This window comes from Acinetobacter sp. YH12249 (genome assembly GCF_013417475.1).
Taxonomy (GTDB): Bacteria; Pseudomonadota; Gammaproteobacteria; order Pseudomonadales; family Moraxellaceae; genus Acinetobacter.
The window spans coordinates 69,132-83,161 of record NZ_VPDX01000003.1 but is presented as its reverse complement, the minus strand read 5'-3'; the positions used below and the strand labels follow the sequence as shown (position 1 = coordinate 83,161).

General features: G+C 45.0%; 11 protein-coding genes. 5 read left to right on the top strand and 6 right to left on the bottom strand.

All coding sequences use genetic code 11. The features are described from left to right. Positions 1 to 27: 27 nt before the first annotated feature. The 6 genes from cysG to rplU form a co-directional block, all read right to left on the bottom strand. Positions 28 to 1,401, bottom strand: a complete 1,374-nt coding sequence (cysG, locus tag FTV25_RS02670) for a siroheme synthase CysG (RefSeq protein ID WP_180002126.1) — start codon at positions 1,399 to 1,401, stop codon at positions 28 to 30. A 73-nt stretch (positions 1,402 to 1,474) separates the two neighbouring features. Then, positions 1,475 to 2,746, bottom strand: a complete 1,272-nt coding sequence (serS, locus tag FTV25_RS02665) for a serine--tRNA ligase (protein ID WP_180002127.1) — start codon at positions 2,744 to 2,746, stop codon at positions 1,475 to 1,477. Between the two features lie 100 nt (positions 2,747 to 2,846). After that, positions 2,847 to 3,605 carry a DUF3298 domain-containing protein gene (locus FTV25_RS02660; protein WP_180002128.1) on the bottom strand — a complete coding sequence of 253 codons (759 nt, stop codon included), beginning with the start codon at positions 3,603 to 3,605 and terminating at the stop codon, positions 2,847 to 2,849. Positions 3,606 to 3,771: 166 nt separating this feature from the next. Next, positions 3,772 to 4,464 (bottom strand): outer membrane lipoprotein chaperone LolA, encoded by a 693-nt coding sequence (gene lolA, locus FTV25_RS02655; RefSeq protein ID WP_004784895.1) that lies wholly within the window; start codon positions 4,462 to 4,464, stop codon positions 3,772 to 3,774. Between the two features lie 247 nt (positions 4,465 to 4,711). Next, on the bottom strand, positions 4,712 to 4,966 hold the full coding sequence (gene rpmA / locus FTV25_RS02650; RefSeq protein WP_004784896.1) for a 50S ribosomal protein L27: 255 nt from the start codon (positions 4,964 to 4,966) through the stop codon (positions 4,712 to 4,714). A gap of 19 nt (positions 4,967 to 4,985) precedes the next feature. Continuing rightward, positions 4,986 to 5,297: a 50S ribosomal protein L21 gene (rplU, locus tag FTV25_RS02645; protein ID WP_004784898.1), complete on the bottom strand. Its 312-nt coding sequence runs from the start codon at positions 5,295 to 5,297 to the stop codon at positions 4,986 to 4,988. Positions 5,298 to 5,741: 444 nt separating this feature from the next. Here rplU and sdsA point away from each other — a divergent pair, with 444 nt between their 5' ends. From sdsA to FTV25_RS02620, 5 genes are all read left to right on the top strand, one after another. Next, positions 5,742 to 6,719, top strand: coding sequence for an All-trans-nonaprenyl-diphosphate synthase (gene sdsA / locus FTV25_RS02640; protein WP_004784900.1), 978 nt, complete (start codon positions 5,742 to 5,744; stop codon positions 6,717 to 6,719). 15 nt (positions 6,720 to 6,734) lie between these two features. Then, positions 6,735 to 8,777: a site-specific recombinase gene (locus FTV25_RS02635; RefSeq protein ID WP_180002129.1), complete on the top strand. Its 2,043-nt coding sequence runs from the start codon at positions 6,735 to 6,737 to the stop codon at positions 8,775 to 8,777. 159 nt (positions 8,778 to 8,936) lie between these two features. After that, positions 8,937 to 9,539, top strand: a complete 603-nt coding sequence (locus tag FTV25_RS02630) for a phosphatase PAP2 family protein (RefSeq protein ID WP_180002130.1) — start codon at positions 8,937 to 8,939, stop codon at positions 9,537 to 9,539. 35 nt (positions 9,540 to 9,574) lie between these two features. Beyond that, on the top strand, positions 9,575 to 10,846 hold the full coding sequence (locus tag FTV25_RS02625) for an efflux RND transporter periplasmic adaptor subunit (RefSeq protein WP_179992619.1): 1,272 nt from the start codon (positions 9,575 to 9,577) through the stop codon (positions 10,844 to 10,846). Positions 10,847 to 10,859: 13 nt separating this feature from the next. Continuing rightward, positions 10,860 to 14,030, top strand: a complete 3,171-nt coding sequence (locus FTV25_RS02620; RefSeq protein ID WP_159123402.1) for an efflux RND transporter permease subunit — start codon at positions 10,860 to 10,862, stop codon at positions 14,028 to 14,030.

Sequence of the window (14,030 nt, the reverse complement as noted above, 5' to 3'; positions counted from 1 at the left end):
CTCTACTTTTGGGAGTCCAATGGCCGTTTAGGACCACTTCAATTTTTCACGTAAACGCACCACTTCACCAATAATGGTCAAGGTTGGTGCCTGAATATGGTGCTCATTCACTTTCGATGCAATATCTTGGAGCGTTCCCACCACGACTTTTTGCTCTGGTGTGGTGCCTTTTGAGACTAGGGCCACAGGCATATCTGGACGCTGACCATGCTCAATCAATTGTGCACAGATTTTTTCCAGTCCAACCAGTCCCATATACAGTACCAGTGTCTGGTTTTCATAGACCAGTTCATTCCAAGGCAGCTCTGGTGAACCCTCTTTTAAATGGCCTGTCAGGAAACGCACGCTTTGCGCATAATCACGATGAGTGAGCGGAATACCAGCATAAGCTGAACAGCCTGAAGCTGCAGTAATGCCAGGCACGACCTGAAAGGCCACGCCAGCAGCAAACAGCTCTTCAATCTCTTCACCGCCACGACCAAAGATAAACGGATCACCGCCTTTTAGACGACAAACGCGCTTGCCTTCGCTGGCATATTTCACCAGTAAGGCATTAATTCCTTCTTGTGGCACTGCATGATTAGACCGCGCCTTACCGACATAGATCTTCTCTGCATCACGGCGACAGAGATCCATAATTGGTGCAGAGACCAAACGGTCATAGATCACCACATCGGCTTGTTGCATCAAACGTAAGGCTTTTAGCGTCAATAACTCTGGATCACCCGGTCCAGCACCGACCAGATAAACCTCACCTTTTGGCTTTTGCCATTCATTTAAAGCTTGTTCAATCAGACGGTCAGCTTCAGTCAGATTGTCATTAAATACCTGTTCTTTCAAAGGGCTGGCGTACAAGTCTTCCCAGAAGATACGGCGTTCCTCGGGATTAGTGATCTTGGCTTTAACTGCACTACGCCACTTACCAGAGAACTCAGCCAGTTTACCCATACCATGCGGAATGGTAGCTTCAAGCTGAGTACGGATCTGACGAGACAATACCGGTGAAGTACCGTTACTGGCTACTGAAATAATCAGTGGTGAGCGGTCGATAATTGCTGGAACCATGAAACGGCAATGTGGCGGATCATCAACACTGTTGACCAGCACATTTTCGGCTTCACAGTCTTCAAACACCTGACGGTTGACTCCAGCATCATTGGTCGCTGCAATCACCAGACGATAGGAACGTAGAGAAATTTCAGAATTGAAAGGTGCCTGAACATATTGACCGGCGGTCGCTTGAACAATCTCAAGCAGACTCGCTTCGATCTCAGGGGCAACCACCGAAATGACTGCCCCTGCTTTCTGTAGCAATACCGCTTTACGGTATGCAATATGTCCACCACCGACAATCAGACAAGGTTGCTGTTGCAACTTTAACGAGATTGGAAAGATATCCACAAAATGCCTCAAAAAGTTTTAAATCTGACTGTCTAAGCAATTTTCATGCACATTTTGGTGCATACACCGATATTTAGTCGATGTAAGTTGCGCCACCCATATACGGACGCAGTACTTCAGGGATCTCAATTGAACCATCAGCACGTTGATAGTTTTCCATCACTGCCAGTAAAGTACGACCTACAGCCAGACCTGAACCATTCAGCGTATGTACGAATTCAGTTTTTTTCTGGTCAGCACGGTAACGCGCTTTCATACGGCGTGCCTGGAAATCCCACATATTTGAGCAAGATGAAATCTCACGATACGTATTTTGACTTGGCACCCAGACTTCAAGGTCATAAGTTTTGCATGCACCAAAGCCCATATCACCGCCACACAGAATGATTTTACGGTATGGCAGACCTAATGCCTGCAAAATACCTTCGGCATGACCAGTTAGCTCTTCCAGTGCCTGCATAGAGTCTTCAGGTTTTACAATCTGCACCATCTCAACTTTGTCAAACTGGTGCTGACGGATCAGACCACGGGTATCACGGCCATAAGAGCCAGCTTCACTACGGAAACATGGGGTATGTGCTGCATATTTTAGTGGCAGACGGTCAGCATCAATGATTTCATCACGCACGAAGTTGGTTACAGGCACTTCAGCCGTAGGGATCAGGTAGAATTCTTTCTCACCTTGCAGCTTGAACAGGTCTTCTTCAAATTTTGGTAATTGACCAGTACCACGTAGAGAATCTGCATTCACCAAATAAGGAACATAGGCTTCGGTATAGCCATTTTTAGTGGTATGCGTATCCAGCATAAACTGGGTAATCGCACGTTGCAGACGCGCTAAAGGACCTTTCAGAACGCTGAAACGTGAACCGGTCAGTTTGGTCGCAGTTTCAAATTCCAGACCGCCCATCATTTCGCCCAGGTCAGTATGGTCTTTGATTTCAAAATCAAATTCGCGTGGTGTCCCCCATTTCAGGACTTCCACATTGTCATTTTCATCTTTACCTTCAGGTACAGATTCATCTGGAAGGTTTGGAATAGACAGTGATTTTTCTTCTAGTTCAGCTTGCAGTTCAGCCAGAGCAGCTTCAGCAGCCTTAATTTCATCACCAATCGCAGACATGCGTGCCATAATTTCAGAGGCATCGCCACCTGATTTTTTGATCTGACCCACTTGCTTGGCACCGGCATTACGCTCAGCTTGCAAGGATTCAGTTTTGGATTGAATCTCTTTACGTCGAGCTTCTAATGATGCCCACTCCTCAACATTCAGTTGAACACCACGTTTTGCCAAGGCTAAATTTACAGCCTCAATATTATTTCTAAGTAATTTCGGGTCGATCATAGCCAATCTTTGGATAAGAAAAAAACTGGCTATAGTGTAAGCTCTTAACGTCAAAAAATACAGTGACTGACCTACCGGCTGGAGTTTATTAGCGCAATATTTAAAGGCTTGTTTGAGGCAAAAGTGATAAATATTCGGGCCGGATGATCTCGCTTAATGCCGTATAAGGTACTTTTAATTCTGCCATGTCACTGATTGGCTTACTCAACTCACCTGCCGGATAAACCAGTACCAAGCCCTGACCGTCAAAATAATAATTGTCGCTCAATGCTAATTTCTGCTGGGTGATTTGATAGCGATCTAGCCAGTCTTTATTTGCTTGATATAGAGCCTGTTTCAGTTTTTCATCTGTATTACCGCGCACAACCTGATGAAGAGCTAGACGTTTCTTCTGTTTTATATCTAGATTGACATATTCACTATGAGATTGTGACTGGGCACGTTCAGGCTGATGAGTAGTTTTGAAGATAAAAGTAGCTAGATGAGCATGCTGATTCAGGTAACTCACCTGAATGGAACGCTGATCAATAAATTTCGGCTCATCCTTTGCTTTAATTTTATTACTGGTCACTTTGCTAAAAGCGACCGGCTCAGTACGCTGGATCCGCTCCATAAAATACTGATCAATCCAGTTGATATTGGTATCTACAGTCTGCAAATCAAAACGCACACAACCTTCGATTTCACACACGACCTGATTAGCATCTTTAACCGGAATTGTTTTGGACTGAATTTGCCCCGTGTCTTCTGATTGCGCGGATGTAGTGACTGAAGAGGTTTGAGGCTGACAGGCAAATAACCCCAGATTCAAACATAAGATACAACCGATCCAGCCTATTTTATATAAAGTGATTTTCATCCTGAGCTCCTAAAATTTTGCAATTTCATTGACTCAACTTTTGTTTATTCTAAAACACCCGAACTTCTAGATATACGCCAACCTTGTAATGACTCCAAATCCATCCCGATTAGGAACAAAAAAAAGCAACCCGGAGGTTGCTTTTTTATTTAGGGTGTATTGATGCTTACTGATCAATAATGTCTGTGCCCTTTGGCGGAGTAAAGTTAAACGTAGATGCCGGAATCGTGGTATTCAGTTTTACATTACTAAATTTAATATTCGTAGTCTGACCTAAGGAATCTTGCAAAATCATCAAGCTAGGCGCTTTGTTCGCACCAAAACTAATAGTCAGGCTTTCAAACACCCCATCGGTATTTTTCGGATAAAGCGTGTAATAGGTTTTAGCTTTATTCGGCTGAGTTACGCGATAAGATTGCATAATCTGGCTGGTATTGCCGGACAATAATAATGCCGGTGTATTTGCCACTTGATCGTCTAGACTCTGACGCACTGCTTGCTGCAAGTCTGGATCATAGATCCATACGGTTTTACCTGTAGTGGCAATGGTCTGTTTAGATGGACTAGAAGTTTCCCAGTAGAATTTACCTGGACGCGCCACCTTCATCACACCTTTAAAGGTCTGGTTCATGTGCTGGGCGGTTAAGCCTTTTTTCTGGGTCGCTTTCGGATTCGTGACTTTAGTCGTTTGTTCAAAATTTGCAGTTAAGCTACGGATATTGCTGAGCTGTTTCACCAGATTCGCAGTAGCTTGCTGCTCCGTCGCTGCAGTTGCGGCAAATACAGTCGTGCTCATGACAGGTGCCAGTGTCGCCGTACCGATTGTTATGGCACATACAGTTTTACGAAGCATACTCATAATCTCACCTTTTTGTATTTGCATATTGCTATTTATCTAATGGCTCATATTAAACCAATTTCTCGAACTAAGATGATAGAAAATAAGAAGTTTTGTATTGTTATTAATGCAGAATTCCTGTTTTTATTCATCATGATGAAGATTCAATAGTGATATTTACATTCGCTGTCACAGCTTTATAAGCCGATAAATCTTCATGCATAAAAAAACCCACAGAAACTGTGGGTCTTTTTTCTATTTCAGCAAATTATGCTTCAACAGATACGTAGCGACGGCCAAATTGACCTTTCACTTCGAATTTTACTACGCCATCAGCAGTAGCAAATAATGTATGGTCACGGCCCATACCTACGTTTTGACCAGCGTGGAATTCAGTACCACGTTGACGAACGATGATGTTACCTGCAGTTACAGTTTGGCCACCGTAAACTTTAACACCTAACATCTTAGGATTCGAATCACGACCGTTCTTAGTCGAACCACCGGCTTTTTTAGTTGCCATGTCTATTTACTCCTAGTAATTAGCCTGAGATACCAGTAATTTTCAACTCAGTGAACCATTGACGGTGACCTTGTTGTTTACGGTAGTGCTTACGACGACGCATTTTGATGATGCGGATTTTGTCGTGACGACCATGGCTAACTACTTCTGCAGTTACTTTAGCGCCAGCTACAACTGGAGCACCGATTTGAATGCTATCACCGTTTACAAGCATAAGTACGTCATCAAACGTAATTGTTGAACCAGTTTCAGCTTTCAATAATTCAACTTTAAGGGTTTCACCCTCAACTACACGGTGCTGTTTACCACCGCTTTGGATTACTGCGTACATAATGTACTCCAAACATGCCCGTGTCGACGTGCCGATAAAGGAATATATCGATCTTAAAACGCGCGCCACTGGGGGTTATACAAGGGCAAAGATTTTAAGGGATATTATAAGAAACAACAAGCCATTTTAAGGAAATAATCATGAACTCCATTACAAAGCCTATAAATCATTAAATTATTCATTCAAAATCAAAGATTAATACCGGATATACTGACCAAAAAACGCTGCTCAATTCCGAGTTTTCCAGCTGCCTGAGAATGTTTAGAAAAAAACTTTAGCGGAAAGATATTGTTCATTTTTTAAATGTCAAAATTTAGGCTAAACTCAAAGAAGTGCTATAAAAAGCTGATTTTTAGTGGAGTTTGTGCTTTTCTTAGCTTTCACTCATGTTATAAATTGTTAAACTACCCGCTGCGATTTACCAAACTAGAGGTTTTCTTTCACATGGCCATCGACTTTAAGCAAGATATTCTCGCTCCTGTTGCTAACGACTTTGCTGCGATGGACACATTCATTAACGAAGGAATTACCTCAAAAGTAGCGCTGGTGATGGCGGTCAGCAAGCATGTGGTTGAAGCTGGCGGCAAGCGTATGCGCCCAATCATGTGCCTGTTGGCAGCAAAAGCCTGTGGTGCCGTAGAACTGGAACAACATCGCAAACTGGCCGCCATTATCGAAATGTTGCATACGGCAACTCTAGTTCATGATGATGTTGTGGATGAGTCAGGCTTACGCCGTGGCCGTCCAACTGCCAATGCGACCTGGAACAATCAGACAGCTGTGCTAGTGGGTGATTTCCTAATTTCGCGTGCCTTTGATTTGTTGGTCGACCTTAACAATATGACCCTGCTCAAAGACTTCTCTACGGGTACCTGCGAAATTGCCGAAGGCGAAGTTCTGCAACTGCAATCGCAACATCAGCCAGAAACCTCAGAAGAAACCTATTTGAGCATTATTCATGGCAAGACTTCTCGCCTGTTTGAACTGGCGACCGAAGGTGCCGCTATTCTTTCCGACAAGACTGAGTTCCGTGAACCGTTACGTAAATTCGCCGGTCACTTCGGTAATGCTTTCCAGATTATTGATGACATTCTGGACTATACATCTGATGCTGAAACCCTAGGTAAAAACATCGGTGATGACCTGATGGAAGGCAAACCGACCCTGCCATTGATTGCTGCCATGAAGAATACTACAGGTGAATCACATGAAATTATCCGTCGCAGTATTGCAACGGGCGGAACAGATCATTTGGCAGAAGTCATCAAGATCGTAAATGATTCTGGCGCCTTGGATTATTGTCGCCAGCGTGCAACTGAAGAAACAGAAATTGCAATTCAAGCCTTGAATGCACTACCCGATTCAGAGTATCGTCAGGCCCTCGTTAATCTGGCCAAACTGGCTCTTCACCGGATTCAATAGCCGCTTACCTCGCCTATGCATATTAATTTTCTTGATATTTTTCAAAGCATGCAGCACCAGCTTGAACAACCACAGGCGGTGCTGGATGAGAATTTGCTCATCCAACTTGTAGAACGTATACGCCCAGAAGACAGCAGAAATACAGAAGAAATCGAAACAAAATTTAATGCATTTATCCGGGCCTTACTGCTCACTCCCAATGCAGTCCTAACCTTACAAAGTTTCACTTTAAGAGTTATCAATCGTTATAAACAAGCCAGCCTGTTTTCCGATACTGGGATTCTTTCTCTAGATGGTTTTTGGAACCAGCTGAATCAGAGGATCGGGGCACATATCCTGCCGGTGATTCCAGATCATCTGCAGCTTCAGGAATTGTTCCGCAAAATTTTCTATTTGCGTACCGATAAATACTGGCTGGATTATTTTGATGAAGCAGACTGGCAGCGACTTTTTGCTGTTGCAAATCAGGGTCATTCTAATCAGGTAGAAAAAACCCGAATCAAAGATCAGATCATTAAAGCACTAACGATTCTGTCCTACCGGGTGAGTGGGATCGGTCTGCATCCTGAATTTATTAATGCTCAGCCTGAGCTCATGGAATATGAATCACCTTTTCTGGTGCAAAACCGTGAGATCATTGAATTTATCCAGGAATATAAAAAACGCTATAACACGGTAGAACTGGTGGATGCGATTACGCCGCCAGATGCTTCCCAAGCTCTGGTCATGCTGGAGCAGTGTCACGATGTTGTCGCCAAAATTCGCCGCTCTACCAAACGGATTGGGGTCAGTGTCAGCCTGACCTATATGCTGGCCTTACTGGAACAGTGTCTGGAACGGATTGAAATCCTGCTGAATATGGTGCTGGACGACGATGACCTGCGTTATCAGTCCATTGGTCTGTTTATCGCCGATATTACCGAAGCAATTTATAGTGAACGTAGTGTGCGTGCTTTACTGACCACCAATAGTGAACTCTTGGCTTTACAGGTGACTGAAAATGCCAGTAAAACCGGTGAACATTATGTAAGTACCGACAAGCAAGGCTTTCTGGCCATGTATAAATCGGCAGCCGGTGCCGGTGTTATCATTGCCTTTATGGCCTCGCTGAAAGTCTTAATGGCGCGTGTCACGATGGCACCTTTAATGCAGGCCTTTAGCTATAGCATGAACTATTCGCTCGGTTTTATGCTCATTCATGTGCTGCACTTCACCGTTGCAACCAAACAGCCGGCGATGACTGCAGCTGCACTCGCTTCTACCGTACAACAGCGTAAGGGTTCGAAAACCGCCCAGATTGCTGAACTGGCTGCACTGATTGTGAATATCATTCGGACCCAGTTTGTCGCAATTCTTGGGAATATTTCCATCGCAATTCCGGTTGCAGCACTGATTGCCTTGATGTGGGAGTTTGCCCTACATGAGCCATTAATGACGCATGCCAAAGCAGCCAAAACCTTATATGACCTGAATCCATTTACTTCTTTGGCGATTCCTCATGCAGCAGTGGCTGGAGTATGTTTGTTCCTGTCAGGCCTATTAGCCGGTTATTTCGATAATATGGCAGTGTATCGGAAGGTCGGTCCTCGTCTGAGAGCTCATGTGCGTCTGTCACAACTGATGGGCCAAGAACGTCTGCATCGATTTGCCGATTATATTGAACGTAATCTGGGTGCACTGGCGGGTAATTTTATTTTTGGGGTTATGCTGGGCAGTATGGGTACCATCGGTTTCATTCTTGGCTTGCCTTTAGATATTCGTCATATTGCCTTTGCCTCTGCCAACTTTATCCAAGGACTGATCAATATTAATGGTCCAGATATTGGACTCATTATCATCTCTTTCCTGGGTGTTCTGCTGATTGGTCTGACTAACCTTTTTGTAAGTTTCAGCCTGACCATTATTGTGGCATTACGCGCACGACGGGTGCGTTTCGAACAGTGGAAACCGCTCGCCAAACTGGTCATGACCCATTTCCTGACTCGCCCAAGTGAGTTTTTCTGGCCGCCGAAGCAAACCATTGAAATTGACGAAAATCATACATCCACAAAACTGTAAAATTGCGAGAATATTTGGGCATTTAGGTACAAAATCCCATAAATAAAAAATGGAATTTGCATAAAATACGCACTCTTGAAAAAAAGTGTACTGGCAAGTACACTTTAGCGCAGACAGTTAACCGGTTGAATAACGGTTAAAAGGACAAGGATTTTTGGCATGCATTACTTGTTACTTATTGTCGGAATTTTATTTTTAATTTTCAGTGTGTTATTTCTTGATATTGCAACTTTAAGCCAGTTAGATGTGCTTGCAATAGAATGGATTAGCGGCTATCGCACAGAATTTTTAAATCAAATTAATCAGTCCTTATCAGTGATAGGTGGCATGCCATTTGTATTATTTTTATCCACACTATGGTGTATTTTTCTACTGTGGTATAAAAAGTATGCAAGCGTAATTTTTATATGTATCGGAATTATCGGAGGAATTCTCCTAGGCTGGCTTTTAAAATTCAGTATTGCCCGATCTCGACCAGCAGAGTCTTTTCATCTGGTTGAAAGCTATGGAAGCTCCTTCCCGAGTGCCCATAGTGTCTATGCAGCCTGTCTCGGCTGTCTGGCAATATTCATATATCGGCAACATCCCCGACATACCATCATCTGGATGGGTGCAGGTGCATGGATGCTGATTATGGGTATTTCAAGAGTTTACTTAGGCGTACATTTTCCTTCAGATGTCATATCCGGCTGGAGTATAAGTTTTATTTGGATTTCGTTGTGGTATATGGTCTGGATCAGATATTGCACGGCTCACAAATAAAAAAATTTAGATAAGAATCCAATTGAGGTGGAACAATGATGTCTGCAAAGCTTTGGGCACCCGCCCTGACTGCTTGCGCATTAGCAACAAGTCTTGCACTTGTTGGTTGTAGCAAAGATCCTAAAGAGGGCCAGCAAGCTGGTGCTCAGCAGCAAATGCCACCGACTGAAGTCGGTATTCTTGTTGCACAGCCACAAAGTGTCGAGCAGTCTGTAGAGCTCTCAGGTCGTACAACAGCATTTGAGATTTCTGAAGTACGTCCACAGGCTAGTGGTGTGGTGCTTAAACGCTTATTCACTGAGGGTAGCTATGTCCGTGAAGGTCAGGCGCTTTATGAAATCGATTCAAGCACTAACCGTACTACTGTCGATAATGCTCGTGCAGCGATTGCCCGTGCTGAAGCGAATTTAGGTGTATTGCGTGTTAAAGAAGGCCGTTACCGTCAACTGGTCGGTACCAATGCCATTTCTAAACAGGAATACGATGACATCGCAGCACAGGTCAAACTGGCTGAAGCTGATTTGAATGCCAACCGTGCAACTTTACGTAATGCTGAAATCAATCTGGGATATTCAACCGTACGTGCCCCGATTTCTGGTCAAACCAACCGTTCTTCGATTACGGCGGGTGCGTTAGTAACTGCAAATCAGACAGAACCACTGGTTACGATTCAGCGTCTAGATCCAATCTATGTAGATATCAACCAATCCAGTGCTGAATTGCTGCGCCTGCGTCAACAGCTAAGTAAAGGCAACCTCAACAGCTCAAACAACACCAAAGTGAAGTTAAAGCTTGAAGATGGCAGCATCTACCCTGTCGAAGGCCGCCTTGCATTCTCGGATGCCAGCGTGAACCCTGAAACAGGTACTGTGACTTTACGTGCAGTATTCCCGAACAAGAACCATTTACTTCTGCCAGGTATGTTTGCCACAGCGCAAATCGTACAGGGTGAAATTCCAAATGCCTTCATGATTCCACAAGCGGCGTTAACCCGTACGCCTACTGGTCAAGCCATGGCGATGCTGGTGGGTGCTGATAATAAAGTGACTCCACGTCCAGTAACGACAGTCGGGACTCAAGGCAGCAACTGGATCGTAACCGAAGGTCTTAATCCGGGTGATAAAGTGATTGTTGACGGTATTGCTAAGGTAAAACCTGAACAGCAAGTGGTGCCTAAACCTTATCAACCTCAAGCGGCTGCCCCACAAGGTGCTGCTCAACCAGCTGCACAGCAACCTGCAGCAGATGCAAAAAAGGCAGATGATGCAAAGAAACAACCTGAACAAAAACCTGCTGCAAATGCATAAGGAGTAATGGTTCATGGCTCAATTCTTTATCCATCGCCCGATTTTTGCATGGGTGATTGCATTGGTAATTATGCTGGCGGGTATTTTGACCATCAGCAAAATGCCAATTGCTCAATATCCGACGATCGCGCCACCGACAGTCACCATTTCTGCGACTTATCCGGGTGCATCTGCAGCGACTGTAGAAAATACAGTAACGCAGATCATCGAGCAGCAGATGAACGGTCTGGATGGCTTGCGTTATATTTCTTCGAACAGTGCCGGTAACGGTCAGGCATCCATCGCCTTAAACTTTGAACAGGGTGTCGATCCTGATATCGCACAGGTACAGGTACAAAACAAGTTACAGTCAGCGACTGCACTTTTGCCTGATGATGTACAACGTCAGGGTGTACGTGTTACCAAATCTGGTGCCAGCTTCCTTCAGGTATTAGCTTTCTATTCGCCTGATGGCAGCCTGACTGCAGATGACATTAAAGACTATGTGAACTCAAATATTTCTGAACCTTTAAGCCGTGTGGCCGGGGTTGGTGAAGTTCAGGTCTTTGGTGGTTCTTATGCAATGCGTATCTGGCTGGATCCAGCCAAAATGGCTAGTCTGCAAGTGACTCCAAGTGATGTGGCTCAGGCAATCCGTACCCAGAACGCTCAGGTGGCTGTCGGTCAATTAGGTGGTGCGCCACAGATTGAAGGTCAGGTGCTGAATGCGACGGTGAATGCGCAAAGTCTGCTGCAAACACCTGAACAGTTCGAAAACATCTTCCTGAAAAATACTACTTCAGGTGCACAAGTCCGTCTGGGTGATGTCGCACGTGTAGAACTGGGTGCAGACAACTACCAGTTTGATTCTAAATTCAACGGTAAACCGGCTGGCGGTGTTGCGATTAAACTTGCAACCGGTGCCAATGCGCTGGATACCGCTGAAGCAGTTGAAGAGCGTTTAAAACAGTTACGTCCGAACTATCCTCAAGGGATGGTAGATACACTGGCATTTGATACCACACCATTTATTCAGTTATCGATTGAATCAGTGGTTCATACCCTAATCGAAGCGGTCATTCTGGTCTTCATCGTGATGTTCCTGTTCTTGCAGAACTGGCGTGCAACGATTATTCCAACCATGGCCGTTCCAGTGGTTGTATTAGGTACTTTTGCAATCATTAATATCTTCGGCTTCTCGATCAACACCTTGACCATGTTTGCGATGGTACTGGCGATTGGTCTGCTGGTCGATGATGCGATCGTTGTGGTCGAAAACGTTGAACGTGTCATGGCTGAAGAGCATCTTGATCCTGTGAGCGCGACTGCAAAGTCGATGAAACAGATCTCTGGTGCGCTGATCGGTATTACCTCTGTACTGTCTGCAGTATTCGTACCAATGGCATTCTTTGGTGGTTCTACAGGGGTTATCTATCGCCAGTTCTCAATCACGCTGGTCACAGCAATGGTTCTGTCTCTGGTGGTGGCCTTAACCTTTACCCCTGCCCTGTGTGCGACCATTCTGAAACAGCATGATCCGAACAAGCCGCAAAGCAACAACCCGGCTGCGCGTTTCTTCCGCTGGTTTAACCATAGCTTTGACCGTGTTTCTGTGAAATATCAGGGCGGTGTCAATCGTATGACCCACCACAAGATTTTCTCCGGTATCATCTATGCGGTGGTGATCGGGATTATTGTGCTGATCTTCCAGAAACTGCCTTCTTCATTCTTACCTGATGAGGACCAAGGTGTCGTGATGACGCTGGTACAGTTGCCACCAAATGCAACCTTGGAACGTACCGATAAAGTCATCAATACCATGACAGGCTACTTCCTGGAAAATGAAAAAGATCATGTCCAATCTGTCTTCAGTGTGGCTGGTTTCTCATTCACAGGTGTAGGTCAAAACGCTGGTCTGGCATTTATCAAACTGAAAGACTGGTCTGAACGTACCACACCAGAATCACAGGTCGGTGCAATTATCCAGCGTGGTATGGCACTGAACATGATTGTGAAAGATGCGTCTTACATCATGCCATTACAATTGCCAGCAATGCCTGAACTGGGTGTATCTGCCGGCTTTAATATGCAGTTAAAAGCAGCAAGTGGTCAAAGCCATGAGCAACTTTTAGCAGCGCGTAATACTGTTCTGGGTCTGGCTGCACAAGACAAACGTCTTGCAGGTGTTCGTCCAAATGGTCAGGAAGATAACCCGCAGTACCGTGTGATTGTCGATCATGCACAAGCCGGTGCTTTAGGTGTCAGCATTTCTGAAATTAACAGCACCATGAGCATGGCGTGGGGTGGTTCTTACATTAACGACTTCCTTGACCGTGGTCGTGTGAAAAAAGTGTACGTTCAGGGTGAAGCCAGCTCTCGTATGATGCCGGAAGACCTGAACCAGTGGTATGTTCGTAACAACCGTGGCGAAATGGTTCCGTTCTCGGCATTCGCAACCGGCGAATGGACCTATGGTTCGCCTCGTCTGGAACGCTATAACGGCGTATCTGCGATGAACATTCAGGGTACACCAGCACCGGGTGTGAGCTCAGGTGATGCAATGCGCGCAATGGAAGAAATCATTGCCAAGCTTCCTGAAATGGGCATGCAAGGTTTCGACTATGAATGGACTGGTCTGTCTCTGGAAGAACGTGAGTCTGGCGCACAAGCACCATTCTTGTACGCGCTTTCACTGTTGATCGTGTTCCTGTGTCTGGCTGCATTGTATGAAAGCTGGTCAATTCCATTCTCGGTTCTTCTGGTTGTACCACTAGGTATCGTGGGTGCATTACTATTGACCTTTGGCGGTATGATTCTGTTTAAAGACCCGAACCTGTCGAATAACATCTACTTCCAGGTAGCGATTATTGCCGTAATTGGTCTTTCTGCGAAAAACGCAATCTTGATTGTGGAGTTCGCCAAAGAGCTGCAGGAACAGGGCGAAGAGTTGTTTGATGCGACCCTGCATGCGGCAAAAATGCGTTTACGTCCAATTATCATGACCACCCTTGCCTTCGGTTTTGGTGTACTTCCACTAGCACTTGCTTCAGGTGCCGGTGCGGGTAGCCAGCACTCTGTCGGTTACGGTGTCCTCGGTGGTGTAATCAGTTCGACGCTTTTAGGTATCTTCTTTATTCCTGTATTCTACGTGTGGATTCGAAGTATCTTTAAATACAAACCAAAACAACAAAATCAGGAGTACTAG

Coding starts and splice junctions, on each gene's coding strand:
- serS (WP_180002127.1), bottom strand. CDS start 2,746: ATGATCGACCCGAAATTACTTAGAAATAATATTGAGGCTGTAAATTTA.
- FTV25_RS02660 (WP_180002128.1), bottom strand. CDS start 3,605: ATGAAAATCACTTTATATAAAATAGGCTGGATCGGTTGTATCTTATGT.
- lolA (WP_004784895.1), bottom strand. CDS start 4,464: ATGAGTATGCTTCGTAAAACTGTATGTGCCATAACAATCGGTACGGCG.
- rpmA (WP_004784896.1), bottom strand. CDS start 4,966: ATGGCAACTAAAAAAGCCGGTGGTTCGACTAAGAACGGTCGTGATTCG.
- rplU (WP_004784898.1), bottom strand. CDS start 5,297: ATGTACGCAGTAATCCAAAGCGGTGGTAAACAGCACCGTGTAGTTGAG.
- sdsA (WP_004784900.1), top strand. CDS start 5,742: ATGGCCATCGACTTTAAGCAAGATATTCTCGCTCCTGTTGCTAACGAC.
- FTV25_RS02635 (WP_180002129.1), top strand. CDS start 6,735: ATGCATATTAATTTTCTTGATATTTTTCAAAGCATGCAGCACCAGCTT.
- FTV25_RS02630 (WP_180002130.1), top strand. CDS start 8,937: ATGCATTACTTGTTACTTATTGTCGGAATTTTATTTTTAATTTTCAGT.
- FTV25_RS02625 (WP_179992619.1), top strand. CDS start 9,575: ATGATGTCTGCAAAGCTTTGGGCACCCGCCCTGACTGCTTGCGCATTA.
- FTV25_RS02620 (WP_159123402.1), top strand. CDS start 10,860: ATGGCTCAATTCTTTATCCATCGCCCGATTTTTGCATGGGTGATTGCA.